Annotated in this window: 26 protein-coding genes; 9 read left to right on the top strand and 17 right to left on the bottom strand. The window is 46.8% G+C overall.

All coding sequences use genetic code 11. From position 1 onward, the window contains the following. Window positions 1-235 precede the first annotated feature (235 nt). The 7 genes from QZ367_RS02565 to QZ367_RS02535 all read right to left on the bottom strand — a co-directional run bounded on the left by QZ367_RS02565 (window position 236) and on the right by QZ367_RS02535 (window position 7,609). Window positions 236-1,408, bottom strand: a complete 1,173-nt coding sequence (locus QZ367_RS02565; protein WP_291936953.1) for a HAMP domain-containing sensor histidine kinase — start codon at window positions 1,406-1,408, stop codon at window positions 236-238. Continuing rightward, the gene (locus QZ367_RS02560; protein WP_291936950.1) at window positions 1,401-2,063 is read right to left on the bottom strand and encodes a response regulator transcription factor; all 663 of its coding nucleotides are present in this window, start codon (window positions 2,061-2,063) and stop codon (window positions 1,401-1,403) included. The genes QZ367_RS02565 and QZ367_RS02560 overlap by 8 nt, the downstream gene beginning before the upstream one ends. Further along, complete coding sequence (locus QZ367_RS02555) at window positions 2,063-2,296, bottom strand: hypothetical protein (RefSeq protein ID WP_291936948.1); 234 nt, start codon at window positions 2,294-2,296, stop codon at window positions 2,063-2,065. The genes QZ367_RS02560 and QZ367_RS02555 overlap by 1 nt, the downstream gene beginning before the upstream one ends. 430 nt (window positions 2,297-2,726) lie before the next feature. Continuing rightward, window positions 2,727-3,716: a methionine ABC transporter ATP-binding protein gene (locus QZ367_RS02550; protein WP_291936946.1), complete on the bottom strand. Its 990-nt coding sequence runs from the start codon at window positions 3,714-3,716 to the stop codon at window positions 2,727-2,729. A gap of 43 nt (window positions 3,717-3,759) precedes the next feature. Then, window positions 3,760-4,746 carry a diaminopimelate dehydrogenase gene (locus QZ367_RS02545; RefSeq protein WP_291936943.1) on the bottom strand — a complete coding sequence of 329 codons (987 nt, stop codon included), beginning with the start codon at window positions 4,744-4,746 and terminating at the stop codon, window positions 3,760-3,762. Between the two features lie 60 nt (window positions 4,747-4,806). After that, window positions 4,807-4,953, bottom strand: coding sequence for a hypothetical protein (locus QZ367_RS02540; protein WP_169748464.1), 147 nt, complete (start codon window positions 4,951-4,953; stop codon window positions 4,807-4,809). A gap of 40 nt (window positions 4,954-4,993) precedes the next feature. Continuing rightward, a complete protein-coding gene (locus QZ367_RS02535) occupies window positions 4,994-7,609 on the bottom strand; it encodes a valine--tRNA ligase (RefSeq protein ID WP_291936937.1) in 2,616 nt (871 codons plus the stop codon). 233 nt (window positions 7,610-7,842) lie between these two features. Between QZ367_RS02535 and QZ367_RS02530 the strand changes: the two genes are divergently transcribed. The 6 genes from QZ367_RS02530 to QZ367_RS02505 all read left to right on the top strand — a co-directional run bounded on the left by QZ367_RS02530 (window position 7,843) and on the right by QZ367_RS02505 (window position 14,556). Then, on the top strand, window positions 7,843-8,619 hold the full coding sequence (locus QZ367_RS02530) for a MetQ/NlpA family ABC transporter substrate-binding protein (RefSeq protein ID WP_005870677.1): 777 nt from the start codon (window positions 7,843-7,845) through the stop codon (window positions 8,617-8,619). Window positions 8,620-8,733: 114 nt separating this feature from the next. Next, a complete protein-coding gene (locus QZ367_RS02525; RefSeq protein WP_291936931.1) occupies window positions 8,734-9,558 on the top strand; it encodes a peptidylprolyl isomerase in 825 nt (274 codons plus the stop codon). A 235-nt stretch (window positions 9,559-9,793) separates the two neighbouring features. Beyond that, window positions 9,794-10,393, top strand: a complete 600-nt coding sequence (locus QZ367_RS02520) for a DedA family protein (protein WP_291936929.1) — start codon at window positions 9,794-9,796, stop codon at window positions 10,391-10,393. A 315-nt stretch (window positions 10,394-10,708) separates the two neighbouring features. Next, entirely contained in the window at window positions 10,709-12,115 is a 1,407-nt protein-coding gene (locus tag QZ367_RS02515; protein WP_005870686.1) for an aspartate ammonia-lyase, read from the top strand. Window positions 12,116-12,401: 286 nt separating this feature from the next. Further along, window positions 12,402-13,745, top strand: coding sequence for an anaerobic C4-dicarboxylate transporter (locus QZ367_RS02510; RefSeq protein ID WP_291936921.1), 1,344 nt, complete (start codon window positions 12,402-12,404; stop codon window positions 13,743-13,745). A gap of 283 nt (window positions 13,746-14,028) precedes the next feature. Further along, complete coding sequence (locus tag QZ367_RS02505; protein WP_291936917.1) at window positions 14,029-14,556, top strand: NAD(P)H-dependent oxidoreductase; 528 nt, start codon at window positions 14,029-14,031, stop codon at window positions 14,554-14,556. Window positions 14,557-16,033: 1,477 nt separating this feature from the next. Here the strand turns inward: QZ367_RS02505 and QZ367_RS02500 are convergent. The 7 genes from QZ367_RS02500 to QZ367_RS02470 form a co-directional block, all read right to left on the bottom strand. Beyond that, window positions 16,034-16,717: an SMI1/KNR4 family protein gene (locus QZ367_RS02500; RefSeq protein ID WP_291936915.1), complete on the bottom strand. Its 684-nt coding sequence runs from the start codon at window positions 16,715-16,717 to the stop codon at window positions 16,034-16,036. A gap of 323 nt (window positions 16,718-17,040) precedes the next feature. Further along, window positions 17,041-17,199, bottom strand: a complete 159-nt coding sequence (locus QZ367_RS02495) for a hypothetical protein (protein ID WP_291936912.1) — start codon at window positions 17,197-17,199, stop codon at window positions 17,041-17,043. A gap of 64 nt (window positions 17,200-17,263) precedes the next feature. After that, complete coding sequence (locus tag QZ367_RS02490; RefSeq protein WP_291936910.1) at window positions 17,264-17,950, bottom strand: tyrosine-protein phosphatase; 687 nt, start codon at window positions 17,948-17,950, stop codon at window positions 17,264-17,266. Window positions 17,951-18,369: 419 nt separating this feature from the next. Further along, a complete protein-coding gene (locus QZ367_RS02485; protein ID WP_291936907.1) occupies window positions 18,370-18,825 on the bottom strand; it encodes a DIP1984 family protein in 456 nt (151 codons plus the stop codon). Between the two features lie 18 nt (window positions 18,826-18,843). Further along, window positions 18,844-19,524, bottom strand: a complete 681-nt coding sequence (locus QZ367_RS02480) for a DUF799 domain-containing protein (RefSeq protein ID WP_291936904.1) — start codon at window positions 19,522-19,524, stop codon at window positions 18,844-18,846. Next, window positions 19,521-20,015, bottom strand: a complete 495-nt coding sequence (locus tag QZ367_RS02475; RefSeq protein ID WP_291936901.1) for a DUF4810 domain-containing protein — start codon at window positions 20,013-20,015, stop codon at window positions 19,521-19,523. The genes QZ367_RS02480 and QZ367_RS02475 overlap by 4 nt, the downstream gene beginning before the upstream one ends. Window positions 20,016-20,024: 9 nt before the next feature. Further along, a complete protein-coding gene (locus tag QZ367_RS02470) occupies window positions 20,025-20,702 on the bottom strand; it encodes a CsgG/HfaB family protein (protein WP_005870708.1) in 678 nt (225 codons plus the stop codon). 98 nt (window positions 20,703-20,800) lie between these two features. Between QZ367_RS02470 and QZ367_RS02465 the strand changes: the two genes are divergently transcribed. Next, window positions 20,801-21,481, top strand: a complete 681-nt coding sequence (locus QZ367_RS02465; RefSeq protein WP_291936894.1) for a response regulator transcription factor — start codon at window positions 20,801-20,803, stop codon at window positions 21,479-21,481. Next, the gene (locus QZ367_RS02460; RefSeq protein WP_291936891.1) at window positions 21,478-22,530 is read left to right on the top strand and encodes a HAMP domain-containing sensor histidine kinase; all 1,053 of its coding nucleotides are present in this window, start codon (window positions 21,478-21,480) and stop codon (window positions 22,528-22,530) included. The genes QZ367_RS02465 and QZ367_RS02460 overlap by 4 nt, the downstream gene beginning before the upstream one ends. Here QZ367_RS02460 and QZ367_RS02455 read toward each other — a convergent pair. Then, on the bottom strand, window positions 22,514-22,714 hold the full coding sequence (locus tag QZ367_RS02455) for a hypothetical protein (RefSeq protein ID WP_291936889.1): 201 nt from the start codon (window positions 22,712-22,714) through the stop codon (window positions 22,514-22,516). The genes QZ367_RS02460 and QZ367_RS02455 overlap by 17 nt on opposite strands. A 1,020-nt stretch (window positions 22,715-23,734) precedes the next feature. Here QZ367_RS02455 and QZ367_RS02450 point away from each other — a divergent pair. After that, entirely contained in the window at window positions 23,735-24,355 is a 621-nt protein-coding gene (locus tag QZ367_RS02450; RefSeq protein WP_291936886.1) for a hypothetical protein, read from the top strand. Between the two features lie 61 nt (window positions 24,356-24,416). Here QZ367_RS02450 and QZ367_RS02445 read toward each other — a convergent pair whose 3' ends face one another. Then, the gene (locus tag QZ367_RS02445) at window positions 24,417-25,157 is read right to left on the bottom strand and encodes a sulfite exporter TauE/SafE family protein (RefSeq protein ID WP_291936883.1); all 741 of its coding nucleotides are present in this window, start codon (window positions 25,155-25,157) and stop codon (window positions 24,417-24,419) included. A gap of 116 nt (window positions 25,158-25,273) precedes the next feature. After that, complete coding sequence (locus tag QZ367_RS02440; protein ID WP_291936880.1) at window positions 25,274-25,957, bottom strand: hypothetical protein; 684 nt, start codon at window positions 25,955-25,957, stop codon at window positions 25,274-25,276. Between the last annotated feature and the right edge of the window lie 61 nt (window positions 25,958-26,018).

Here is a 26,018-nt window from a genome sequence, read left to right as displayed (position 1 = left end):
AAATCGCGGACGAATAAAATTCCGCACCAATAACTTTCAGGGTCATTTTACGAGCGCAAAGCGGACGGGCGATAAAATTCTGCGCTCCGTTTTAGAACAAAAACAAGCGACGATTAAATTTAAACGCTCCAGCAATTAGAGCTTTTTTGCGCGGAATTTAAGCGACCAAACTACGATTAAATTTAAACCGCAAGCGACCGCTTTTAAATTTTAAATTTCACTAAATTTTAAAATTTTACTCTCGCCACGTAAGGCGAAAGGTCGTTATCTCGCCCGGCACGCTGTCGTAGGAGATAGAAAAGGAGTATTTTTTGCAGACCTCGCTTACGATGCTAAGCCCGATTCCAAAGCCGCCCTCGCTTGAGTTAAAGCGCGCAAAGCGCCTGAAAATTTCATCGCCCCTTTTCCTATCGATCCCTTCACCGCTATTTGAGATCGCTAGCTCGCCGTGCCTTAGCCGCACATCCACGTAGCCGCCTGCATCGGCGTATTTTACGGCATTACTTAGCAAATTGTCGATCAGGCGCGAAATTTCATAAATATTTGCGTTCATGCTCGCATCCGAAAGATCGGTTTTAAGGCTTAGTCTGCGCTTTTGAATAAACGGCGCGAAGTATTCGCAGCGCGAAGCGACGAGGCTCTTTAGATCGATTAAGCTAATCTCGCCCTCCTTATTCATACCGAAGGTTAAAAACACGAGATCCTCGTAGATGCGCGAAAGCGTCTTGGCGGCAAGATCGATATTAGCGACGCGCTTGGCGTTGTATTCTCCAAGCTCTGCGTGCCGCATCGTCTCGACGCTCATAGAGATAATGCTAAGCGGAGTGTTGATCTCGTGCGTGCTATCCTTGATGAAGCGATTTAGCGTGTCAATCTTATCGTAAAGCGGCTTTGTGCCTAGCCGCACCAGATAAAACGCCACGGCTAATATCACGCTCAAAAGCGCTATCATCATCGCTGCTGTTTTGATACGAAGCGTTAAAATTTCGCCCTGCACGCTACTTCCAAGCAGAATGATTTTAGCCTTGGAAAAGGCGTTTCGCTCCTCCATATTTTGCAGATTCTCATAAATTCCTAGCCTTCCGCCACTTATAAATTCCGCCTTTAGCTTCGCTTTATCAAGTGCGCCAAGTTCGCCGTCACAGCCGTAAATTTCATCAGAGTTTGGCTTAAATATACACGCGCTTACACCCTTTTCGCGCTCGAAGTCCGCTAGTGATTCCAGCCCGTCCATGCTCGCTTTCATATAGATCATCATTTTGATCTCTTTTAGCTCTTTTATCCTGTGCGAAAGTAGCGCGGCTTCGTTCATACTGTAATTTATCTTGAAAAAATATCCTAAAAATAACGCGCTTGAAATGAGATATAAAGATAGAATTTTAAGCGTTAAAGCAGTCTTTTCAGACATACAGATACCCTGCGTTGCGGCGATTTATGATGTGCTCTTCGCCTAGGACGCGGCGTAGATTTTTGATATAAGTTCGTAGCGCTTCTTCACTAGGCGTTTCATCAAAAGCGTAGATCGCGGAGAAAATTTCATCCTTGCTCAAAAGCCTATTTTTATTTTGCAAAAAAAGCGCCAGCAGCTCGCGCTCTTTGTTTGAAAGCGTGACGGGCACGCCCGATCTGCGTAGCTCTTTGCTTGCAAAGTAAAATTTAAACTCGTCGTCAATAGTTACAAAATCACCAAAATTGTGGCTGAAGTTTCGCTTTATGAGTGAATTAACACGCAGTAGTAGCTCTTTTAGTTCATAAGGTTTTTTGAGATAATCATCGCAGCCGCTTTTAAAACCGACCTCAAGGTCATCAAGTGTATTTAGCGAGGTGGCAAATATCGCGGGGGTGCGATCTCCGCTCTTGCGCAGCTCTTTTAAAAGTGAGAATCCGTCGCCTTTGGGGATCTTTACGTCAAATATAAAAAGATCGAATTTTTGTTCATAAGCAAGATCCGCGGCGCTTTGAGCGTCGCTGCAAACGCATACGTCAAAGCCCGCGTCTTTTAGATATTCACCGATGAGATCGCAAAGCGTCTCATCGTCATCTACGAGTAAAATTTTACTCACTACATCTCTTTTTTCATCTCTTTTTTCATTTCGCCTTTCATCTCATCCTTCATATGTTTACCCTCTTTCATAGCATCCTTGTGCATATCCTTCATGTCGCCTTTCATCTCTTTCGCACCATTATGCATTGATGTATTGGCGTCCTTCATCTCATCTTTCATGCCCATGTCAGCAGCTACGGCAAAAGTGCCAGCAAATAGCGCACTAAGCGCAAACAAAGTAAGTTTTTTCATTACGTACTCCTTAAAAGAAATTAGCGGAATTATACTTCCGCAAAAGTGAAGTATGTGTGAAATTCCAAAAAATTCAAATTTAAATTTAAACGCCTGTAATTTCAAACGCGGCGCGGCTTAAATGCGCTCGGTCGGTCGCGATCTCTGAAATTTAAACCATCTCGCTATGGCTAGTCAAATTCTAAACGCGAATCAAAGCTAGCCAGAGCGCACGCCAACAGCGCATCACCGAGCTTGCTTTACCGCGGCGAGATAGAAATTTAAACCTCCAGCGAAACTGATTAAATTTATAATGCCACGGCTCGGTCATTAAATTTAAAACGCCGCGCGAGCTTTTAAATTTGCAGCATCGCGCGAGCTTTTAAATTCGCTATACCGCGTAAGCCCTTAAATTTAGTGCGGCGCAAGCGCACAGGGCGCGAAATCGCACCTAGATCGCGGCGCAGCTTTTGATCTCATCCTCGCTTACGATCTCGTAGATCACGCCCGCGTTTTTGATAAACTCCTCCACGCGCGCGACGTGTGAGGGCTCCACGTTGATCACGAGGCTTCCGACGACGTTTTTATCAAGCCGCTCGAGCTTGCCCCAGACGATATTAAAATTTATCTCCAAAGCGCGCGCCATATGCGTGATCACGCTGTCAAACGCAACCGCGGGCGGGAAAAAGAGCCTGATATTCACGCCGCTTGCGGGCAGCACCTCCTCCTCGCCCAAAAATTCCTTCATATTCTCATCCGGGTGCAGAAACAGCGAGACGATATCGCCAGAATTGCTCACGCGCCCGCCCTTAAGCAGGATCGCGCGCTGCGCGATACCCTTTACGACCTCCATCTCGTGCGTGACGAGCACGATCGTGATGCCTAGCTCGCGATTGATGCGGCGCAGAAGCGATAAAATTTGCGCGGTGGTATTGGGATCAAGCGCCGAGGTCGCCTCGTCGGAAAGCAAAATTTTAGGGCTTAATGCAAGCGCGCGCGCAATCGCCACGCGCTGCTTCTGTCCGCCGCTAAGCTCGCTAGGATAGGCATTTGCTTTATCCGCAAGCCCCACGAGCTCCAAAAGCTCGGCTACGCGCCGCTTCGTGTGATCCTTCGAATACCCCCAAAATGCTAACGGCGTGGCGACGTTTTGCGCGACGCTGCGGCGGCTCATAAGCGCGAAGTGCTGAAAAATCATACCGATATTTTTGCGCAACTCGCGGATCTGAGCGCCGCTTAGCTCTCTTACCTCCCTGCCCTCTACCTTAAGGCTTCCTTCTTGATAGTCCTCAAGGCCGTTTATGCAGCGCAGCAGAGTACTTTTACCCGCGCCGCTGCGACCGACGATGGCAAAAATTTCGCCCTGTTTCACCTCCAGGCTCACATCGTCGATCACGCAGGTTTTTCCGTAAAATTTCTTTAAATTTTCTATCTTTATCACTTAGATTTCCTCGTTCATAATTCCGCCGAAACGCCCCAGAAATTTATAAAATTTCGCGCCTTAGCTCATCTGCGCTCTTTGGCGAAAGAAGCGCCGGAGCGATGTCAAATACGCTAAATGCGCCACGCTCGCCCCTTTTTACTAGGCGGTACGCCGCGCGGGCGTAGGCTACGAGCACGCTTGCGGTAAATTCTGGATTTGAGTCGAGTTTTAGCGAAAACTCGATCAGGTGCTTGTTTTCGCCGCTCTCGCCCGTCGCTCCGCTTCGCAAAACGAATCCTCCGTGAGGGATGCCGCCGTGCTCTTTTTTAAGCGTTGCAAGACCCACGAAATGCACGCTCGTGTCGTAGTCGGCAAAGTAGTTTGGCATAGTTTTTATCTCTTGCTCGATGCGTGCTTTATCGGCGCCCTCTTCGGCTACGACGTAGCACTCGCGCAGGTGCTTTTCGCGCGTAGTTAAATTTGGGTTTTCGCCCGCACGGACTCGCTCTAAGGCGCTTTCTATCGGCACGGTGTATTGGCGCGCATCCACGACGCCCTCGATCCTGCGGATAGCGTCGGAGTGGCCTTGGCTCACGCCTTTACCCCAAAACGTATAACTGCTGCCGTTTTGCAGCACACTCTCGCCGAACAGTCTATTTAGCGAAAACAGACCCGGATCCCAACCAACGGCGATGATACCTACGTTTCCACCTTTTTTGGCGGCGGCGTCTACCGCGGCGAAGTGCTCAGGTATTTTTGCGTGCGTATCGAAGCTATCTACGACGTTAAAGCTCTGCGCAAACTCGGGCGTCTGCGTCGGCAGATCCGTCGCGCTACCGCCGCAAAGCACCAAAACGTCAAATTTGTCCTTGTGTGATAAAATTTCATCCACGCTAAACACCGGCGCGCCGTATGTTTTTACCTCGCTTGGATTTCTGCGACTAAAAACCGCCGAAAGCTGCAGATCCTTGCTATTTCGCGCTGCAAGCTCTACGCCGCGACCTAAATTTCCGTATCCCAAAACCGCTATTTTTATTTTTTCGCTCATTTTTTATCCTTGATAAATTTTAAAATTTAGCGCGTAAAACGGCGCGCCGCCGATGAAATTTTACCTCAGTAGGAAATAATAAATCACGTATAACCAACTTAAAAATCCGTGGATTATCGCCCACATTATGCTTTTATTAGCTCCCCACGATAGTGCGACGGCTATGACCGTGCCTAACGTAAATCCACCGATACTACCTTTTGACATATTTTTCTCCTTGATTTAAATTTAGACTCAAACGAGCGGACTACTCGCCAAACGCCTTTAATTCGTCGCATACTTTGGCGAATTTTTCCTGCGCGCTTTGCAACGCTTCGCGGTTTGCGGCGACGACGTCAGCGGGCGCGGAGGAGATAAATTTTTCATTGCCAAGCATTGCAGAGAGCTTTTCGATCTCTTTTTGCAGCTTGGCTTTTTGCGCGCTAAGGCGCGAAATCACGCCGCTAAGATCGACTCCCTCAAGTGGCACGAAAGTTTCCAACCTCTCGCTTACGTCGCGAGCGGAATTTGCAATATTTTGCTGCGTAAATTCCACTTCATCTACCTTGGCAAGCGTTTTAATGTAGTCTGCGGCGGCGCTTAGATCGACTGCGGATTTAACGTAGGCTTTTGCTACGCGCGCATTGCCGAGCTCGATCGTCGCCTTTGCGCGGCGAATACTAACGATCGCTTCGGTAAGAAGCGAAAATAGCTCCTCGATCCGCTCATCGCGCCCACCCGGCTGCGGGTATCGCATCACCATGATGGAGCGCGCGTCTTGCAGCTTCGTGCCGCTTAGCTCCTGATACAGATACTCGCTTAGAAACGGCATAAACGGGCTTAGCAGCTTCATCGCTTCTTTAAAAATCATCCCCAGCTCGCCTATCGCGGCCTTGTCCGCTTTGCTAAGCTCGATGCCCCAGTCGCAAAACTCGTCCCAAAAAAACTTATAAAGCTCGGTCGCAGCGTCGTTGAAGCGGTATTCGTCCAAATTTTCCCGCACCGCACCCACGCAGCAGCTAAAGCGCGAAAGCATATATTTGCCGAGGCTCGTTTTGATCTGCGCCGCATCTAAATCGTCGAATTTAGAAGCGTTTAAAAGCAAAAATTTGCTCGCGTTATAAAGCTTATTCGTAAAATTTCGATATATCAATAGCTTGTCGTCGCTAAGGCGCAGATCGCGCCCCTGCACGCACAAAATTGTAAGCGTAAAGCGCAAAATATCTGCGCTAAATTCATCTATCTTTAGCAGCGGATCGACTACGTTTTTGCTCGATTTGCTCATCTTTTTGCCGTCTTTGTCCTTAACCAAGGCATGCAGATAGATGTCGCGAAACGGCAGCTCGCCCATGGCGTTTTGGCACTGAAACATCATGCGCGCGACCCAGAAAAACAAAATGTCAAAGCCCGTAATTAGCATGGTGTTTGGATAAAATTCGCTCAAATCCTCTTCGAACCACTTCTCGTTTTTCAATGCCTCGCCATTGCCCCAGCCAAGCGTGCTGATCGGCCAAAGACCGCTTGAAAACCATGTATCGAGCACGTCGGGATCTTGAGTAAAATTTTTGCCGCCGCATTTCGGGCAGACATCAGGGCTCTCGCGCTCATCTGCCCACTGATGGCCGCAGTCGCAGTAAAAAACGGGAATTCTATGCCCCCACCACAGCTGGCGGCTGATACACCAGTCCTTCAGCTCACGCATCCAGGCGTTGAAGCTATTAATCCAGTGCTTCGGGAAAAATTCCGCCTCGCCGGAATTTACCTTAGAGATCGCCTCTTTTGCGATATCTGCGCGCACGAACCACTGCTGCGAGATGTACGGCTCGACGACGTTTTTGCAGCGGTAGCAGTAGCCGACTTGATTTTCGTAGTCCTCGATTTTTTCGATAAAGCCCAGCCGTTCGAGCTCCGCTACGATCTGATCGCGCGCGGTTAGTCGCTCTAAGCCTCTGAATTTACCGCACTGCTCGTTTAAAATTCCTTTTTCGTCAAATACCGTGATAAATTCCAGCTCGTGGCGCTTGCCGACCTCGTAGTCGTTGGTGTCGTGCGCTGGCGTGACCTTCACGGCACCCGTTCCGAAGCTCATATCGACGTATTCGTCGGCGATGATCTCTATCTCGCGGCCGATTAGCGGCAGCACGACTTTTTTGCCGATCAAATTTTTATAGCGTTCGTCCGCGGGATTTACCATGACGGCGGTGTCGCCGAAATAGGTCTCGGGGCGCGTAGTAGCCACTACGATAAATTTATCTTGCTCGTCCGCGAAGTAATAACGCAAATAATAAAGCTTGCCCTTGTTCTCCTTGTGCTCGACCTCTACATCGCTTAGCGCGCCGTCGTGCGTGCACCAATTTACCATGTAGTTTCCGCGCACGATGAGCCCCGCGTTGTATAAGTTTACGAAGGCTTTGCGCACGGCGTTTTTAAGCCCTTCATCCATCGTAAATCGCTGCCTGCTCCACGCAGGCGTGACGCCAAGGCGCTTCATCTGCTTTACGATCTGCCCGCCGCTTTGCTCCTTCCAGCGCCAAACGTGCTTTAAAAACTCTTCGCGCCCGATCGCTTCTTTTTTAATCCCTTGCGCCAAAAGCTCGCGCTCGACGACATTTTGCGTCGCGATACCTGCGTGATCTAACCCCGGCTGCCACAGCGTTTTGTAACCGTCCATTCGCTTGTATCGCGTCATTATGTCTTGTAGCGTAAAAGTGAGAGAATGCCCGATATGAAGCACTCCAGTGACGTTTGGAGGGGGCATCATAATGCAAAAGTTTTTACCTTTTTGCTGGATATCTTTATTGCCGTCGATCTCGAAATAACCGCGCTGCTCCCAAATTTTATAAAAGCTCTCCTCTACGGCTTTCGCGTCGTAAAAATCTGCCATTTTCAGCCCTTTTTTAAAATTTTAAATTTTGCGATTTTAGCGGAATTTATGTAAAGCGCTCATTAAAGCGTGCCAATTCTGCATTATACAATAAAATGTAGTATTTAAATATATATAGAAATATCGAATTTTAGAATATTTTAGATAAAATTTTAAAAAATCATATAAAAATACTTGACATTAAAAATTCTACCTGCTATAATACCGCGAAATTTTAACCAAAAGGATTAAATATGAAGAAATTTCTTCTCGCTTCGCTTCTTAGCGCTAGCGTCGTCAGCTTCGCTCTTGCCGAAAAAATCGTAGTCGCCGCTACTCCGATACCGCATGCCGAAATTTTAGAGCAGATCAAGCCCGATCTAAAAGCCCAAGGCTACGATCTTGAAGTAAAAGTTTTCAACGACTACGTAACCCCGAACCTCGCTACCGACAGCGGCGACGTGGATGCGGGATTTTTCCAGCACGTGCCGTATATGGAGGAATTTAACGCCAATAAAGGCACGAAGTTAAAAGCGACCGTGGGCGTGCATTTAGAGCCGATGGGCATCTACAGCCATAAGATTAAAAATTTAAAAGATCTTAAAAACGGTGCTAAAGTTGCCGTGCCAAACGATCCGACTAACGAAAGCCGCGCTCTTGATCTACTCGTAGCCGCGGGGCTCATCGAAGTTGATCAAAATGCCAAGCTTCGCACGCCGTTAGATGTCACGAAAAACCCTAAAAATTTAGAAATTTTAGAGCTTGAGGGCGCCGCACTTCCACGCACTCTGGGCGATGTAGATATTGCGGTTATCAACTCAAATTTTGCCTTTAACGCAAATTTAAACCCGATCAAAGATTCGCTATTTTTAGAAAAGGCTGAGGGCAACCCTTATACAAATGTTATTAGCGTTAAAGAAGGCAACGAAAACAGCCCTAAGATCAAGGCGCTAGATAAAGCGATTCAAAGCGAGAAAGTGAAAAAATTTATCGAGACGCAATATAAAGGCGCAATCATCCCGTCGTTTTAACTCCCCTCTTTTTAAAATTCGGCGCAGGATTCGCGCCGAATTTGCTGGCATTCGCTATTTTGTTTACTATCTTTTTTTATAATTGCGCGAAATTTACCGAATAAAGGAAAAATAATGAAAAGAATTTTATCTTTCAGCTTTGTTGCCGCTATGGCTATATCTTCGCTTAATGCAGGCGTTTTGGCTACTGCAAAAGACGCAAATATCACTATTACGGATGAGGATGTTGCACCGTTTTTGGCTCAAGGTATGCAGCACGGCGGACAGGAACCAACCGCCGATGAGAAGAAAAAACTAATCGACGATCTGATCAAATACAAACTTCTAATCGCAGAGGCGAAAAAATCAGGTATTGAAAACAGCGACGAATATAAACATCAGCTAGAGCTAGCTAAAGATGGCATAGCATTTAATCTATGGCAACGCGAACAGGCTAAAGACGTAAGCATCAGCGACGAGGAAGCTAAAAAAATTTATGATGAAAATAAACAGAATTTCATGCAACCAGATTCCGTTACTGCAAGCCATATCTTAGTAGCAGACGAAAAGGCTGCTAAAAACGCGATTGCGAAGCTATCAAAAGTCAAAAAAGAGAATTTAAAAGAGGAATTTAATAAGCTAGCTAAAGAAATTTCAATCGATCCAAGTGCGAAAGAAAATGGTGGCGATTTGGGCTCTTTTGGCAAAGGCATGATGGTGCCGGAGTTTGAAAAAGCGGCGTTTGCGCTAAAAGATGGTGAGATGAGCAAAACGCCGGTAAAGACGCAATTCGGATATCATATAATCTACAAAGAAAGCAGCAAAAAGGCTGAGACTATGCCGTTTGAAAAGGTAAAAGATCTCATCAAAAATCAATTACTTCCAAGCAAAGTAAATAAAAAAATCGATGACAAGGCTAATGAGCTATTCGGCAAACTAAACATCGAATACGCAAAATAGTTTTAATTTTAAGGCGCGAGGCTATTAAATTTATAATGCAAGTTCGCTACGGTGGCAACTTGCAGGGATAAATTTTAGTCCGCGCCTTTGTTTTATATGCGCTAAATTTCGCGAAATTTTAAGCTCACTCTTATATTGCTGGGTTGTTAAATTTCAAACTTATTTACTTTGCTGATGCTAAATTCCGCGAAATTTTAAGCGTATCCGGTTTTTTACATTAAATCAAGGAATTCAAATGCTTTCTAATATCGTAAATTTTATCGTAGAATTTGTCGCAGGTTGGGGATACCTTGGCATTTTTGTGATGATGTTTTTAGAAAGCAGCTTCTTTCCCTTCCCAAGTGAAGTAGTGATGATCCCTGCAGGCTATCTGGCCTCAAAATCGCAGATGAGCTTTGCTCTAGCATTTGTTTGTGGGCTTGGCGGCAGCATCACCGGCGCGCTGTTTAATTACTATCTATGCTACTTTTTTGGACGTAAGATTATCGCTAAATACGGCAAATACGTAGGCATCACCGAGGAGAAATTTGCAAAATTCGAAGCTTTTTTTAACCGCCATGGCGAAATTTCAACGTTTAACTGCCGCCTAATCCCTGGCATCCGTCAATACATCAGCCTTCCTGCGGGGCTTGCAAAGATGAATGTCGCGCGCTTCGTGCTATTTACCGGGCTTGGAGCTGCGATTTGGACACTAATACTGATGAGCTTAGGATATTTCATCGGCGAAAACGAGGAGCTAATCAAGCAAGATCTGCATCTAATTACGATCGCTCTGTTCGCTGTCGTCATTATAATCTCGCTCCTATATATTTATTTTATAAAACGCAAAAAATAGCTCCACTCTAGTAAATACAAATACAATAAAAAATTCCATTTTGCCGCCTTTAACTTTAAATTTTTCAAATTATAATTTAAGCTAAACAAGAATTTTTATAATTTCACTTTCATAATCCGCGTGCGATACGATATTTCTATTAAAGTGTAATTATACCTTAGTAGCGAATTCCAAAATATTTTTTAAGTAAAATTATATTTAAAGCCTTAAACAATCATACTAATTTCTAAATTTTAATTTTTCGTTACGTTTTAAGCTGCTTTTAATACTAAAAGCTTTAAAATTCCATTAACAATTTCAACGAAAGGACTTATTATGGCAAAGACCAGAAAAGAACACGATTTCATCGGGGAATTAGAAATTTCCGACGATTTTTACTACGGTGTGCAAACATTTAGGGCACTAGAGAACTTCCACCTAAGCGGACGAGCGCTCAAAGACTATCCATTTTTTATCAAGGCATTTGCACAAATCAAAAAAGCAGCTGCACTAGCCAATAAAGAGGTCGGAGTCCTAGACGCGCAAAAAGCCGATGCGATTGCAAAAGCTTGCGACAGGCTCATCGCAGGAGAGTTCAGAGATCAATTCGTAGTCGATATGATCCAAGGCGGCGCCGGAACTTCGACGAATATGAATACCAACGAGGTCATTACCAATATAGCTTTGGAGAGCATGGGACATAAAAAGGGCGAATACCAATACCTCCATCCAAACGATCACACAAATTTGGGTCAAAGCACCAACGATACCTATCCTAGCTCGATCAAAGTCGCCGCTTACGCCAAGCTAACCGATCTATTAAAAGCTATGGAAAATTTGAAAAAAGAGCTTGAAGTTAAAGCCAAAGAATACAAAGATGTCATCAAAATGGGAAGGACGGAGCTTGAGGACGCCGTTCCTACTACTCTTGGAAACACTTTCAATGCTTTTGCTACCTACATCAAAACCGATATCGCACTTATCAAAGCTGCTAGAGAGTCGATGACTTACCTAAATATGGGCGCTACGGCGATTGGTACGGGCATCAACTGCCACCCTGATTACAAAAACGTAGTCGAGAAAAAACTGGGCGAGATCACCGGCGTTAAATTTAAAGCCGCAGAGGACTTCATCGCCGCCACACAAGACACTGCGGACTTCGTCCACGTTAGCGGCGCGTTAAAAACAGCAGCCGTCCGCCTAAGTAAAATCGCAAACGACCTACGTCTTATGAACTCCGGTCCTAGATGCGGTCTAGGCGAAATCGAGCTTCCTAAGATGCAACCGGGCAGCTCCATCATGCCGGGCAAAGTAAACCCAGTCATCGCTGAGGTTGTAGGCGAGGCTTGCTATGAGGTAATCGGCAACGACGTTACGATTATGCTTTGCTCCGAGCGCGGAGAATTCGAGCTTAATGCGTTTGAGCCTGGCATCGCATATGCGTTATTTAACTCGATCGTGCTTTTGGAAAATGCGATGAATACACTAGCTGAAAAAGCTATCAAACATCTAAAAGCAAATCCTGAAGCTTGCCTAAAATCGGTGCTAAATTCCGTCGGTATCGTTACTGCATTCAATCCTTACATCGGCTACGAAAAATCTGCAAGTATCGCCAAAGAGGCACTTCAGACCGGAAAATCCGTCGGCGAAATCTGCCTAGAGCGCGGATATTTAAAAAAAGAGGAGATCGATAAGATCCTAGAGCCTAAATCTATGCTCAACCCACATATGAGCAAAAAATAGTTTCAAACTAGGTGCGGCGCGGAATTTCGTCGGTTAATTTAATAGGCGAAATTCCGCAAAGTAGAATTCTAAATAGATAAAATTGATCGTGCAGAATTCCGTAGATGCAGAATTTCATCAAGTTAGATTTAGCTTCCGTGGAGTAAAATTCCACTTGCGAAATTTTAGGATAAAATTCCGCATAGAATTCCGACCACTGAATTATAAAGATAATTCGGATTTTACCTGCTGAAATCTTTAGAATTCTGCGCGCCGTTAAAAAAATTACTTTATAAGGAGTTTTGCAATGGACTTTATGGTGATATTGCAATTTATCGTGTTGCTAGGCGGCATCTACCTAGGCGTTAAGCTAGGCGGCATGGGCGTCGGTTATGCAGGCGGCTTGGGCGTTGTCGTCCTAGCCATTTTGGGCATGAAGGTCGATATGAAGGATATCCCGATTGACGTTATCCTAATTATCGCATCGGTAATCTCCGCGATTACGGCGCTACAAGTCGCAGGCGGACTTGATTATTTGGTTCAGGTTGCATCTAAAATTTTAAGGAAAAATCCTAAGCAGATCAACTTCCTAGCGCCTATCGTTACCTATCTACTTACGATACTTGCGGGTACCGGACATACTGCGTTTTCTATGATCCCTGTTATCGTAGAGGTCGCAAAGACGCAGAACATCAAGCCTTCCGCTCCTCTTGCGCTTTCGGTCGTCTCGTCTCAGGTAGCGATCACTGCGAGCCCTATTTCGGCGGCATTCGTCGCTATGAGCGGTCTGTGCGAGAAGCTAGGCGTTAGCTATCCTAAGCTTTTGTTTATCTGCATCTCTACTACCTTCGTAGCTATGATCATCACGGCTTTCATCGTAAATAAATTCTACGATCTCGATCTTTCAAAAGACCCTGTTTACAAAGAGAGACTTTCAAAAGGTCTCGTAGCCGAGATCAAAGCCGAGGAGTATAAAGAGCCGAAGCCTTATGCGAAAAGATCGGTTGCGATATTTGCTGTCGGCGTTTTGATCGTCGTTTGCTATGCGCTTGCGATCTCAAAGAGCGTCGGTTTGGTGGAAAAACCAATCCTTTCAAGAGATAGTGCGATCATCAGCTTTATGCTAACTATCGGCTTTCTTATCGCTGTTTTGTGCAAGATCGATACGGGCAAACTGCTCTCTACCAGCACTTTCCAAAGCGGTATGAATGCGTGCATCTGCGTCATCGGTATCGCATGGCTCGGTACTACTTTCGTAAACGGTCACATCGACAGCATCAAAGAGGTAGCTAAAAACGTCGTTACGCAGTATCCTTTCGTACTAGCCGTCGCGCTATATTTCCTAAGCTGCTTGCTATACTCGCAGGCTGCAACCACAAAGGTTATGATGCCTGCCGTTGCTGCCGCGCTTGGAATGACTAGCCCTGAAAATTCCGGTCAAATTTGGATCTTAGTCGCATCGTTCGCAGCCGTTTCAGGCTTGTTCGTGCTCCCTACCTATCCTACGACGCTCGGCGCGATCGCGATGGACGATACTGGAACAACCAGAGTCGGTAAATTTGTATTTAACCACTCGTTTTTCCTTCCGGGAACCATTATGGTTGCGCTTTCGGTTGCTCTAGGATTTTTAGTAGCTCCTGCGCTAATCTAAGATTAGTATTCCTTTCATTTGCGCCGAATTTTTCGGCGCATTTTTCATACCATTTAAAATTTTTAATACAATTTAATAGATAAAATTCTATCGATTTTGGGATCTGCCATATTTGCTTATAAATTTAACTTCTAATCGCATGCAAAAAACTACAAGTCTTCCGGTAGTATTTGGGTGGAAGTAAAATTTTATTTGAAATTTCATACCCATATTATGCTAGATGATAAATCAAAATTTCAGCCAAAAAACATATAATGTAAGAAATTTAAAACAAGGATAAAATATGAAAAACCTAATCATCATCGCTCATCCCGATATGGCAAGCTCGCACGCAAACAAGGCGTGGCGCGAGGTAGCCAAAAAGCAAGCGGATAAATTTGATATTCACGAAATTTACGCTGCTTATCCGAACGGCAAAATCGATGTTGCGCGCGAACAGGAGTTACTTTTAAGCCACGATAAAATTATCATTCAGTTTCCACTTTATTGGTACAGCTATCCGCCGCTTTTAAAGCGATGGTTCGACGATGTATTTGCCTACGGCTGGGCTTACGGCAGCACCGGCGACAAGCTAAAAGGTAAAGAATTTGCCCTAGCGATCACTATCGGCGACGAGCAAAATAACTATAAAAAAGACGGCACGATCGGATTTTGCATAGAAGAAGTTATCACACCTTTTAAATGCGCTATGAATTTTACGGGTGCTAAACTGCTGCCGTGCCACTTCGGCTATGGATTTTCATTTCATCCAGATAGCGAATATATCGCAAAAAGTGCAGAAAAATACGAAGAATTTTTAGCAAAATTTTAAAATTTACAAAGGCAAAATCGCTTTTTAGTCGAGAAATTTTATTTTAAAAAGTGACGGATGAAAATCATCTTTTCATCCACACTACTCGATACGCTTCCTGTATCGCTATTTTTTGCGTTGCACACGCAGCCTGCTGACATAATCCCCCGCTCTTTTGATCGTAAAATTTTACTCCCTTCTCTTCTCCCCTAAATGGGCAAAGTTTACGTTAAAAATTTATACGAAATTTTTCTGTATGAAGCATGCTTTAGTACAACCATATAAAAATCAATGAGCATAAAATTTTACCTAAAAATTTGCACCCGCTCGCAATAATACTCGTTTTAAATTTACATAAGACGTTAAAAAACTATGTATGTCCCGTCATAGCTACTGCTTCAAACTCTCCGTTAAAATTATATTAAACTCGTAAAGTCGCGCGTTCACTATACACTACCGGGCTTGTATTGCACTCACCAAGCTCATCCTCATCAATGCTAAACAGCATTAATCATATTGCTAGAAAGTGCGTCAGCTGGCAGGTATCAAGGAGAGTTACTGCGAAAGCGGTGCAAAATACGATACCTCCGCGCCGAGCTGCTTAGTGCTTGCTGCTCTGTGCGCGCAAACCCAAGATCCAAAAAGAGATTTAAAGTAAAGTAGCGCCTGCCACCTACGCGCGTGCAAACAGCTCAAAGCTGCCAAAAAGTTTGCGCTCACTTCGCCACTGAGCGCAATTTACCTATTGCACAATTATTAATGCTTTCAGATTTTAACTTGTTCGCTTTTACTTTCCGTCTTTTAAATGCCTGCGCGCAGCTAGCTGCAAAGACGTATTCGCTGGATATACCTTATAGCTCGCCCCCCCATGCCCTCGATAAAAATCCGTCGTAATTTATACGGATATTTGACAGCAGGATCGTTTGGATGCGATCTTTCATATGAAGCCTAAAAGCGCTACGCCGATACAGATGCTCGCGCCATTTTTTTGCTCTGAGCGCGCTGCCTGCGTCGCTGCGGTCACAATTTTTCTGATACGACATTTAAAGACAACCTATCGCCAAAACTGCCGAAAAGCTTTTAGCCTTGTTTTTTTTGCCTTAGAATTTAAGTATCAATCAGTTCTTTGCTAAACCGGCAAGGCTTCCATATGTTTGGCATATCAGCTCATCCACGCGGAATTTAGCTAAATTTATTTGGATTCCTAAAGACGCGGCAACTTACATCGCACCCGCATTTCAGATCACTGCGAAATTTCGCCGCTACACTGCAAAGAGTTAAATTCTATCGAGCAAATTTATTAAAAATTTTAAAAGTATCAGAAGTAGTAATAGATGATTAATGCTTTTCTATATAGATACCGCCGCCAAATTTTAATAAAAAGATATCCATTAAATTTACGCTCTTTAAATTAGCCAGTAAAAGCTTAAATTTCAAGGTTTCCTACGCAAATAGGGTCCAAAACACTTCATTAAACGGCGCAAAAGCCGCTTTAATTTCACTCTGCGACGCGATTTACCCAGATCAAAAACTCGTCGCTCGGGTTCTCGTCGTCTAGATGCGCGGGCGCGACGAGCTCAAGCGCAGTTTGCGGGATCGTCGTTTTAAACATCTGTGTTACCCGCTGCTGAAATTTCTCGTTTGGATGCACGATAAAATCGTCATCCTCGCTGTTTGGCGGCGCGCTAAAATCCTCATCCCAGCAGATCTCGTCGTATCCGATCGCAAGCAATCGCAAAAAATCAAGCCCGCTGTTAGCCAAAACGCAGGTCATCGTCGAGCCCGAGCCGGAGCCCATGTGCACGATCTTCGTCTCGCCCGCATCGTCCAGCCACAGCGCGCACATCGAGCCCTCCGAGCCGCTGCCCGCGAACACGCAAAGCCGCTGCTTGATCTCCGCGGCAAGCTCGCGATCCTCGCCGTAAAACCAATACCTTAGCTCCTCGTCGCGATTTTTCGGCTCATCCGTGAAAAATACGATGTCCGTGCCGCCCTCGCGCTCATCGCCGCTCCAGCTCTGCCGTAGCCGATCCTGCGGGTAGAGATAGCCGCGTCTGCGCCCGCCAACGTCGTCATAAAAGCTGTTTGCTTCGATCCACGCATAAAGCGCCTCAAGTTCGCTTGGCACGCGCATGCCCTGCGGTAGCGCTTCGCGCAGCTGCGCCAGTAATAAATTTTCCACGATCGCTCCTTTTGTTAAATTTGCCGCTCGAATTTTACTGCGTTTCGGATAAATTTACGGATATTTTGTCTGATATCTGCGGCATTTTACGCGCCCCGTCGCCGCAAACGCAAATCGAGCTCTTTAAATTTAGCCGATTTGATTGCGATACGCACGCGGCAGCGATATGAGCGCATATTTGAAAAAGAGTATGAGAATTTTCAGTAGAAAAATGCGTAAAATTTTACGACCTGAATTTTACTATTTTAAGGTTTCTTTGCTTTTTTGCAGAAATTTACGGTTTTAAATTTAGCTCGCCGCAAAGAGTAAAATTTTAGCGATACCTATAAATTTAAAATTTCCCGCGCCTTTTGCTTGCACGCCTCAAATTTTTGCTCAAATTCCGCGCGCCTTTGCAGCTCGTTTTTTGCCCTCATTTTGGTGTATCCCGAGCCTCGCCCCAGAAAATATACATAGCCCATATTATAAAATTTCGTTATCAACGGCACTTTGTCATTATTAAATTTACAAATTTTGCCGCCGTCTGACTAACGGGCGAAATTTCGTCTAAATTCCAAGCTCGGCTCTTACGAGTGCCTCGTTTTGCGGCGTCAAAAAGCCTGCGATATCCTGCCACATGGAGTGAAAGCCGTATCCGCCGTCTATCATCTCGCTGCGCGCGGCATCCAGGCTCCATCCCTGATAGATCACGCGGTACATCGCCACCACAAGCCCAGTGCGATCGGCTCCGTGATAGCAGTGCACGAGCACGGCGCCCTCCTTTTGGCGCTCGCGAATGGTGCGCAAGACGTCCGCGATCTGCGCGGGCTTTATCTCCCAGCTTTGAAGCGGCTTGCTTGCGAGCCAAAATTGATTCCCAAACGCCCTTTTGTCGCCGTCTCTGCTAAAATGGCGCAAATTTACGATGCTTTTGATACCAAGCTCATGCAGCTTTGCGGCGTAGCTTCCATCAAGCTGAGCGCTACGAAACAGCAGCTCGTCCACGCGGTAGAAATTTTTCGCTTCGTCGATGAGGGTCGCTTTTTGCGATGAGTTTGGGTTTGCACCGCGCACTGCGGTATCTGCGCTTTTAAAATGCGCGTTTTGAAATTTGGCGTCTTTTGCGTCCGCGAGATTTTGTTCCGCGCCTCTCGTTTTTCTAAAATTTATGGAATTCGCTTCTGTCGTGAGCTCGGCGTTTGCGCTCGTCACAAAGAAAAATGCGACCGCTAGCGCAAGGGTTTTAAATTTCAAATTTCATCCTTTAAATTTGGCCAAATTTTATGATTTTTGTAAAATTTGACGCTCGTGGTTAAAATGCAAAATTTGTAAGCGCGCCTTAATTTAACGCAAAATTTGAGCGTCAAGCCCGCCCAAATCGCCGCGAGATTTCGCCGCGAGCCAGCAAGCGCACCGTTAAAATCAAAATTTCGTTTTAAATTTCCCCGTTCCCGCCCTCGGTATCGCTAGATCAGTACGCGGTAGTTACATTGCGTAGTTACATTGCCCCTGTAAATTTACTGAAAATAAATCGTAAAAGGGGTGCGCCCGTTTCCGCGAGCGCTGCCATAAACCTGCTTTGCAGGTGAGTTTCGTACTCGCCTCTTGCGATACTTACCCGAAATTTTATTTTTCGCGAAATCCTTTCAAATTTCGCCGCCAAATTTGACGCTTTAATCGATCAGATCGGTCTGCCAATTCGCGCCTTGCAGCGTCGTATCAAGCTGTCTGATCTGCTTAGCCAGCTCGTCCACCTGCTTTTGCAGCGCCGCGACATCGACCGTGCTTAGGATTTTAATCTCGCTGCGTGAATAAACATCCACTTTTTGCGCGGAAGCTTGCGCGAAAGCCCGCAATGCACCAGCTTTTAGCGTGAGTACATCGCGCTTGGCGATTAGCTCGGTTAGGCTCTTGCCGTCGGCTTTTGCAGTGCAGTTGGTTAAATTTATCCGAACGATTAGCCGCTCAAGCTCGCCCGTAAGCGCCTCTAGCTCGGCTAGTAGTACCTTTGGCTCCTCACTAGGTTTCTCGCCCTCTTGCACCTTCGCGTTATCCGCGAGCCTTGATTTTAGCTGCTCGATGCGTTTTTGTATATCGGCGCGCAGTATCAGCGCCTCGGCTAGTTTCATTTTCGTCCTTTTTAAAATTTATTTTCCGCCGCCAAGCTGTCTATCCTGTCCGTAGTGTGGCGAATACGGGCCGTAGAGCAAGCATTTGTTGCAGTTCTGGCCTAGCAGCATCGCATCTGCGCTCGCAGAGAGCTTGTATCCCGCATCGGTGATCGTATCACTAACCTGCTTAATAACCGCGGAGATCAACATACCCACGAGATTGTTACCGCCTCCGCCTGAGTCGTCGCTGACCTGCGCCGAGCCCTCCCAGAGCATCGCGCCGCTTCGCAAATCCACGAGTTTGGCATTGACCGCCACCACGTTCGTGCTTTTGATAAGCATATACGAAGTGCCGTATTTGACGACGTTCAGATACAGCACGGCGTCTGCGCCGAAAATCTGTCTTAGCTTGTGCGCGGAGACATTTTGGATGTCGCTAGCCTCGTAAATTCCGTTATTTTTGAAGGTCTCATGCACGAGCGCTGGATCAAATACATAATACCCCGCTTCGCTTAGCGGATAGATCGCGTTGGCAAGCACGGCAGCACTTGCGTCCACTTCGGTAGTTTCGTTGCTCGGCATTAGCACCAAAATCGATCGAGGCTTAGCCTGCTGAAGCGCCGAGTAGTCATAAATTTCAGGCTCACTTAGAGCGCACGCATTAAAAAACAGCGCCACGAATACGCTAAAAATAGCTATTTGAGCTTTATTTTTCATTTTTTAGCCTTTTTATTCGTTTTGCCGCCCTGCTTTGCGGCAGCTTTGCCTTGCTTCGCAGAGGCTGCTTTGGCGGCTTCGCGTCCGCTTGATCCTTGGGCTTTATCGGCGCCGGGCTTGGCTGCAGCCTCAGCTTTTTTAAGCGCGGCGGGGTTTGTAACGAAGGTCAAAAACGGTTTTGATTCAGGGAAAGCCTGAGCTTCTTTTTCAAAGCTCTCTCTTGCCCTCGCGCCGTTGCCCGCGCTTAGATACAAAAGTCCCAGATGCGAATAAAGCCCCGGCGGGACTTTGAGTCCCTTTTCGTATGCTTTTTGGATAGATTTTTCAAGCGCTTCGATCTGCTCGCCTACGTCGCCTTCCTGCTTCAGATACTGATAGGTCGAGTCCGTGTAGCTGCCGTCCCAGTAATAAATTTGATTCCGGCTCCCGCCGCCGCAGCCGCAAAAGATCACGGCCACAGCAGCAAGAGCAAGAGTGCTACTCGCTTTCAAATTTAATCCTTATCTCACTTTAAACGCGCCGTTTTCAAGGCCGTTTACGAGATTATTGACCGCTTCGATGATCGCTAGGCTTAGCACCTTGCCGTTTAGCGTCGAATCATAGCCCGCAGTGCCGCCGAAACCTAGCACTTCGCGATTTGACAGCTCATACTCGCCCGCGCCCTGAGTCGAAAAGACCACCTCGGACGTTCTGACGTCAACGATGTTTAAATTTACTTTAGAATACGCGGTTTGAGTCTTTCCCTTGCCTAAAATTCCAAACAGCTGATGATCTCCGGTCGTCTTGCGGCCGAATTCAGTCACGTCGCCGGTGATAACGTATCTGGCGCCTTTTAAGTTTTGTGCGCTTTTGGAGATTGCGCTTTCCTCTTTGATGGCGCGCATATTCGTGCGGTCAAGCACCGAGAAACGTCCTGTTTGTTGTAAGCTTGAGATCAAAATTGTCTGCGCTTGGTTGCCCAATCTGTCCTCCCCGTCGGAGAACACCCCGTTGTTGTAAGAGGACTGGTTGTTAAAGCGTCCTACCGACACGGCGATCCGCTCGCCCGAGTAATTAGTGTTTAGACTCGCTACCGTAGGGGTTTGCACTACACGAGAGCTCTCTTTCGCGCATCCGCTAAATAGCGCCAGCACCGAAGCTGCAATAACAGCAACCGATATGGTTTTTTTGAAATTCATTCTTTACTCCTTGAAAAAATTTACGTATAATATCTCATTATTTCTTAAAATTTTATGTATAAATTTAAGCGCATAAATTTAGCAAAGCGGGAGCGATTATGCTTAATATTTTACTGGTCGAAGACGACGAGGCTTTGAGCTCGGCGATAAGGGAGAAGCTGCTTGATGAGGGTTTTAGCGTGAGCTGCGCCTTCGATGGCAAGCAGGCGGCAGAGGTGCTAGATGAGGCGCACTTTGATCTGATCATCTCGGACGTGATGATGCCCAAGATGGACGGCTTTGAGCTTAGCAGATACGTTAGGCGCGACGGCAAGAGCCAGCCGATACTGATTATAACGGCAAAAAGCGAGATCGAGGATATGCAGACGGGCTTTAAAAGCGGCGCGGACGATTATATGAGCAAGCCGATAAATTTAAAAGAGCTCGTGCTGCGCGTGCATGCGCTGCTAAGGCGCGCAAAGATCGCAAACGAAAAGCGGCTTCTCATCGGTGAAAGCGAGCTTGACTACGATACGCTTAGCGTCCGCTCCGAGGGCGAGCGGATAAGCCTAGCGCCAAAGGAATTTCGTCTTTTGTTTTTGCTGCTAAGCTACGCGGGCAGAATTTTTACGAGATTTGAGATAATGAGCGAAATTTGGGGTTACGAAACGGACAGCGACGAGCGCGTCGTCGATACGCACGTCAAAAAGCTGCGGGCGAAATTTGAAAACTCCAAGGACTTTGAGATAATCACCGTGCGCGGGCTCGGCTACAAAGCCGTAAAAAAGGAGCGAGCATGAAAAAATACCTCATCAGCCTCAAAAGCTTCATCGCGCTTTACTCTTCGCTCGCATTCGGCGTGATAAATTTCATCGTCTGCTTTGCGGTTTGCATGCTTTTTTACATAGGCATCGGCGGCAAGATCGGCGGCTTTTGGGACGGAGTGGCGCTGTGTGCGATCATCTGCTTAATCACGATGGCGCTAAATTTCACCCTGCTTTACTTCGGGCTTAAAATTTTATTCCGCCCGATCAAGCGGCTACTAGACGCGATTACCGCGATCGCAAACGGCGATTTTGAGGCGCGCGCCGAGCGCAAGATACACAGGTACCGCACTGATTACCTCTATATGCACGAGCTGGACGAGCTCGTAGTAAACGTCAATAAAATGGCGCAGAAGCTGCAAAAGCACGAGCAGCTGCAAAAGGAGTTCGTCTCAAACGTCTCGCACGAGATGAAAACGCCGATCTCCTCGATCGCCGCGTTAAGCGAGATGATAGAGGGCGGCGTGAGCGAGGAGCGCGCGGTGCGATACGCAGCCTCGATCGGCGCGGAAGCAAACCGCCTAAGCAAGCTCTGCACCGATATGCTAAAGCTAACGAGACTTGATAGCGGCGCGGCGATCCGCCTAGATGAAGCGGTACGTATCGACGAGCAGCTGCGGCAATGCATCATCTCACTGAGCCAAAGCTACGAAGGGCACGAGTTTGAACTCGATCTAACGCCGCTTAGCGTGCGATCAAACGCGGGGCTGTTAAATCAAATTTGGCGAAATTTGATCGAAAACGCGCTTAAATACTCGCAGCTGAGCGGTAAAATTTTCGTCCGTTGCTGCGCTTGCGATGGCTTTGCGCAGGTGAGCATCAAAGACGAAGGCATCGGCATCGCGCGCGAGAAGCTGGATAAAATTTTTGACCGATTTTATCAGTGTGAGGAATCGCATAAGGAGCTTGGCAGCGGGCTTGGGCTTAGCATCGTACGCAGAGCGCTCGATATTTTAGGCGGGCAGATCGAATACGAAAGCGAACCGGGCGTCGGAACCGAGGCGCGCGTTAAAATTCCGCTTTAAATTTCAAATCAAGACGGCGCGGATGAGCAGCGTCTTGCAATTCGTAACTCGCCGTAAAATTTCGCCCCACAGGCGAAGTCGCGTCGATGCAAGCTTTGACGATACGGGCCCTGACGGCGCAATCTTGGCCGATGCAAGCTTTGACGGCGTAAAAAAGCGCGGGCGTGTCGCGCGCCGCATTCACATAAAATTCTGCTTTAAATTTTATATCGATTTGCCGCGGACGCCTCGCGTGCCGCGACGAGATCGGAAATCTGCTTTAAATTTACCGTACGCTGCGACTTTGCCGCCCTTTACGACTTTACCGCGCATTACGGCGGGCGGCAGGCTCGCTTAAATTTGCCGCGCCTTAACGCGGGTAGCTGAATTTTGCCTGGAATCTGCCGCCGCTCGCTCGCACTTTACGACAGGCGGTAAAAATTTCGCCGTAAATTTTAAAAGACACATTAAGAACACAATCACCTTATATAATCCCGCCCATAGATCGATCGGGCACGCCTCTGGCGGTCCGAGTCTGGCAAATAATAAAATTAAAAATAAAGGAGAAGCGATGAGTAAGGCCGTACTTCACTCGGTGCTAGCGATAGAAGCCATTTTATGGGGGCTTTTGTCGGCTGTGATTATAGGCGCGTAAATTTTGCGCTTTGAGCTAGGCGATCCGCCGAAATAATTTAAAATTTACGAAATTTGCGCCCCGCTTCGCATCCGCTGCGAAAAGGGGCGCACCCGCGCTAACGATAAATCAAAATTTAATCCACCCGCCGCTTGCGCGCAACCTGGCCGCACATAAACCTCGCTACGCATAAATCTGCCGCGCAAAACCACGCTACATGCAAATCTATACCGCAAGCAAGCCGGCCGCACGCAAACCTCGCTGTGTGCAAACCCCCGCCGCAAACTATAAAGATCGATAAAATTTTAAATACTACGAGCGGACGGACGAGCTAGTTGATGCCCTTTTTATCCGCGCTTTTTCGCAATATGTGCTCGTCCGAAAACAGCTTGCGATAGGAAATGATTTGAACGGCGCAAATTTCAAAATACGCGACCTGTTCCAAGCACGCAAATTCACCGCTTTTGCCTCTAAGCGACTTTTAAAAGCTCTCAAGCTAAAATTTATCCCGATTTAAGATCAAATTTAAACCAGACGGGCGAAAATTTCACGAAAGACGCCGCAAGCGGCGAAATCTCAAAGGAGCCTAGCGTGAAAAGATTGATAAATTTCCTGAAGCGCATTTGCGCGGATCTGCTCGCAGGCAGAGCGCTGCTGCATCCGATCCTGCTTACGGCTGCGTTTTTAGCGGCGAAATTCGGTGCGCTATATGTCATAGATGAAAAAATTTTAGGAAGCGGCTATGATTTGGGGATATTTGGAGAATTCGCTTATTACATATTTTTTGATTTTGTCGCAGGTGCCTATTTTATAGCTCTTTGCGCGCATATAATCTATGCTTTGCCCGAAGTCAAATCGCTTAAAATTTTACGCAAAATTTTACTCGCGATAATCTTGGCATCTTGCGCACTGGGTTATTTTGCTTCGGACGTAAACTACCAAAAGCTAGGTGTCCTTGAAGCCTTTTTGATTGCCTCGCTAATTTGCATTTGCATCTATTTGGTCGCAACCGAAATATCAAACGACCGCTCAAACGCGGTATTTTGGGGTTTTGCTTATGTTCTTAACTACATAGGTGTCTTATTCGTAATATTTCATGCGCAAGCCGCCGAAGTCGTAGCCGTCATTTTAATAATCCTCTGTCCGCTCGCGTGGATGTTTTATTTCAAATACGAATTTCAAAAATCACTCGCGCAAACGGACGGAGTTTAAATTTTAAAATTTAAAGCACGCTCTAGGCCTAATTTGGGCGCGACAGGCAAAACGAATAGCGCTAGTTTAGGACGATAAATTTTTTGATCGTCACGCAAAGTATCGTGACGATAAGCGCGATCATCCAGCGCTTTTGAGCCTTTTTGCCGATCTTGTGCGAGGTTTTGACGCCCGCGTAAACGCCCGCTAGCGAGCCGATGCCTAGCAACGCGCCGATCTTGTAGTACACGAGCCCGTGCGCGGAAAGGCTCAGAAAGCCCGCGCTTGAGGAAAATATCACGAAAAATAGCCCCGTACTGACGGCCTTTTTGATGTCGTAGTTTAAAAAGCTGATCAAAATAGGCATCACGAATACCGCGCCGCCGATACCCACGCTGATCGCCACGGCGCCGACGAACAGCCCCACGATAAAGAGCAAAATTTTAGATTCGTTGGCCTCGCCAGTGGGCTCGGTCGGGGTTTTAAAGAGTTTGATTAAATTTATGATCTGCACCAAAATAAGCGTGCCCAGAAGGAATTTTGACGAAAAATAGCTTACGATAAAGCCGCTGCTAAGCGCGCCGCAAAAGCCCCCGAGCCCCAGCACCAGCGCGGGCGCGACGTCGAGCATTTTGCTTTTAAAATTTACGAACGAGCCGAAAATCGAGCTGAAGATCATCTGCATGATGCTGATGCCGATGGCGTACTTGACGTCGTAGCCGAAGAGCATCATCACGGGCACCACGACGGTGCCGCCGCCGATGCCAAAAAATCCGCTGATAAAGCCTACGCAGGCGCCGATTAAAATGTATTCAAAAAACATCCGTATTCCTTCTCGGCCCCTTTGATCTCTCAAAATTCCGCTTTTTGCGGCTTGTTTTAAATTTTACCATTTTGCAAGCCTTTAAATTTAAACGCAAAATTTAGTAAATTTAAGCCTTATAGCTGTTTCGCTCCGCGCATCCATTCGCGGTAGCGCTCGCGCGAAATTTTTATATTTTCATATAGTAAGGTGCCTGCGCGAAAGCATTTCAGGCTCAGTTCATTACCCTCAAAGCCCGCAAAATCAGCCTGCTCGTAGATGTCGTAACCGCCCTGCATGCAGTCTAAAACGTCTACATATCTCTGCTCTTCATTCATCGGCTCGGCAAAGCTCACCAAATGCACGCCGTTTGGAGCCGCCCAGTAGCAGCCGCGCGCGGCCAGCGCGTCCCAACCCCGCAGATAGTGCACGCCGTCCCAAATGAAGCTCTCCTTGCCGTCTAGCCAGGCGTCCGGCACGAAGCGCATGATCTGCGCTGAGGCTAGATCAAGCACGCTGTAGCCGTATAGATCCTGGCGAAAGACGAGGTAAAATTTGCCGTCTGCGTGGCGGATCAGGCTAAAAAATTCCGCCCTATCGTCTATACAGCGCCAGCTTATTATCTGCATTTTGCGAGCATCAAACAGCGTGTATTCGCCGCCGCTAAAGCTTGTCGCGCCGAGCCTATATGCGTCCTTTACGATCTCATATCCACCGCTTAAATTTATCGTTTGGCACCGGGTAAAATTTCGCCCCTCGAAAAGAGTTTCCGCCTGTTTGATGCGCGCTTGGTACTGCGCGGAATTTACGGCGTTTGTCATCGTGCGCTCCTTAAAATTTTATGAAGACGGGTTAAATTTTACGCTGGCGCCAACGCCGCGC

The organism is Campylobacter sp. (assembly GCF_019423325.1).
Lineage (GTDB): Bacteria > Campylobacterota > Campylobacteria > Campylobacterales > Campylobacteraceae > Campylobacter_B.
Note: the sequence above shows the minus strand (reverse complement) of the source record. Positions and strands in the feature narration are given on the sequence as shown.

Coding starts and splice junctions, on each gene's coding strand:
- QZ367_RS02535 (WP_291936937.1), bottom strand. CDS start 7,609: ATGGCAGATTTTTACGACGCGAAAGCCGTAGAGGAGAGCTTTTATAAA.
- QZ367_RS02440 (WP_291936880.1), bottom strand. CDS start 25,957: ATGACAAACGCCGTAAATTCCGCGCAGTACCAAGCGCGCATCAAACAG.
- QZ367_RS02525 (WP_291936931.1), top strand. CDS start 8,734: ATGAAAAGAATTTTATCTTTCAGCTTTGTTGCCGCTATGGCTATATCT.
- QZ367_RS02470 (WP_005870708.1), bottom strand. CDS start 20,702: ATGAATTTCAAAAAAACCATATCGGTTGCTGTTATTGCAGCTTCGGTG.
- QZ367_RS02505 (WP_291936917.1), top strand. CDS start 14,029: ATGAAAAACCTAATCATCATCGCTCATCCCGATATGGCAAGCTCGCAC.
- QZ367_RS02465 (WP_291936894.1), top strand. CDS start 20,801: ATGCTTAATATTTTACTGGTCGAAGACGACGAGGCTTTGAGCTCGGCG.
- QZ367_RS02555 (WP_291936948.1), bottom strand. CDS start 2,296: ATGAAAAAACTTACTTTGTTTGCGCTTAGTGCGCTATTTGCTGGCACT.
- QZ367_RS02445 (WP_291936883.1), bottom strand. CDS start 25,157: ATGTTTTTTGAATACATTTTAATCGGCGCCTGCGTAGGCTTTATCAGC.
- QZ367_RS02540 (WP_169748464.1), bottom strand. CDS start 4,953: ATGTCAAAAGGTAGTATCGGTGGATTTACGTTAGGCACGGTCATAGCC.
- QZ367_RS02510 (WP_291936921.1), top strand. CDS start 12,402: ATGGACTTTATGGTGATATTGCAATTTATCGTGTTGCTAGGCGGCATC.
- QZ367_RS02515 (WP_005870686.1), top strand. CDS start 10,709: ATGGCAAAGACCAGAAAAGAACACGATTTCATCGGGGAATTAGAAATT.
- QZ367_RS02530 (WP_005870677.1), top strand. CDS start 7,843: ATGAAGAAATTTCTTCTCGCTTCGCTTCTTAGCGCTAGCGTCGTCAGC.
- QZ367_RS02545 (WP_291936943.1), bottom strand. CDS start 4,746: ATGAGCGAAAAAATAAAAATAGCGGTTTTGGGATACGGAAATTTAGGT.
- QZ367_RS02565 (WP_291936953.1), bottom strand. CDS start 1,408: ATGTCTGAAAAGACTGCTTTAACGCTTAAAATTCTATCTTTATATCTC.
- QZ367_RS02480 (WP_291936904.1), bottom strand. CDS start 19,524: ATGAAAAATAAAGCTCAAATAGCTATTTTTAGCGTATTCGTGGCGCTG.
- QZ367_RS02520 (WP_291936929.1), top strand. CDS start 9,794: ATGCTTTCTAATATCGTAAATTTTATCGTAGAATTTGTCGCAGGTTGG.
- QZ367_RS02460 (WP_291936891.1), top strand. CDS start 21,478: ATGAAAAAATACCTCATCAGCCTCAAAAGCTTCATCGCGCTTTACTCT.
- QZ367_RS02485 (WP_291936907.1), bottom strand. CDS start 18,825: ATGAAACTAGCCGAGGCGCTGATACTGCGCGCCGATATACAAAAACGC.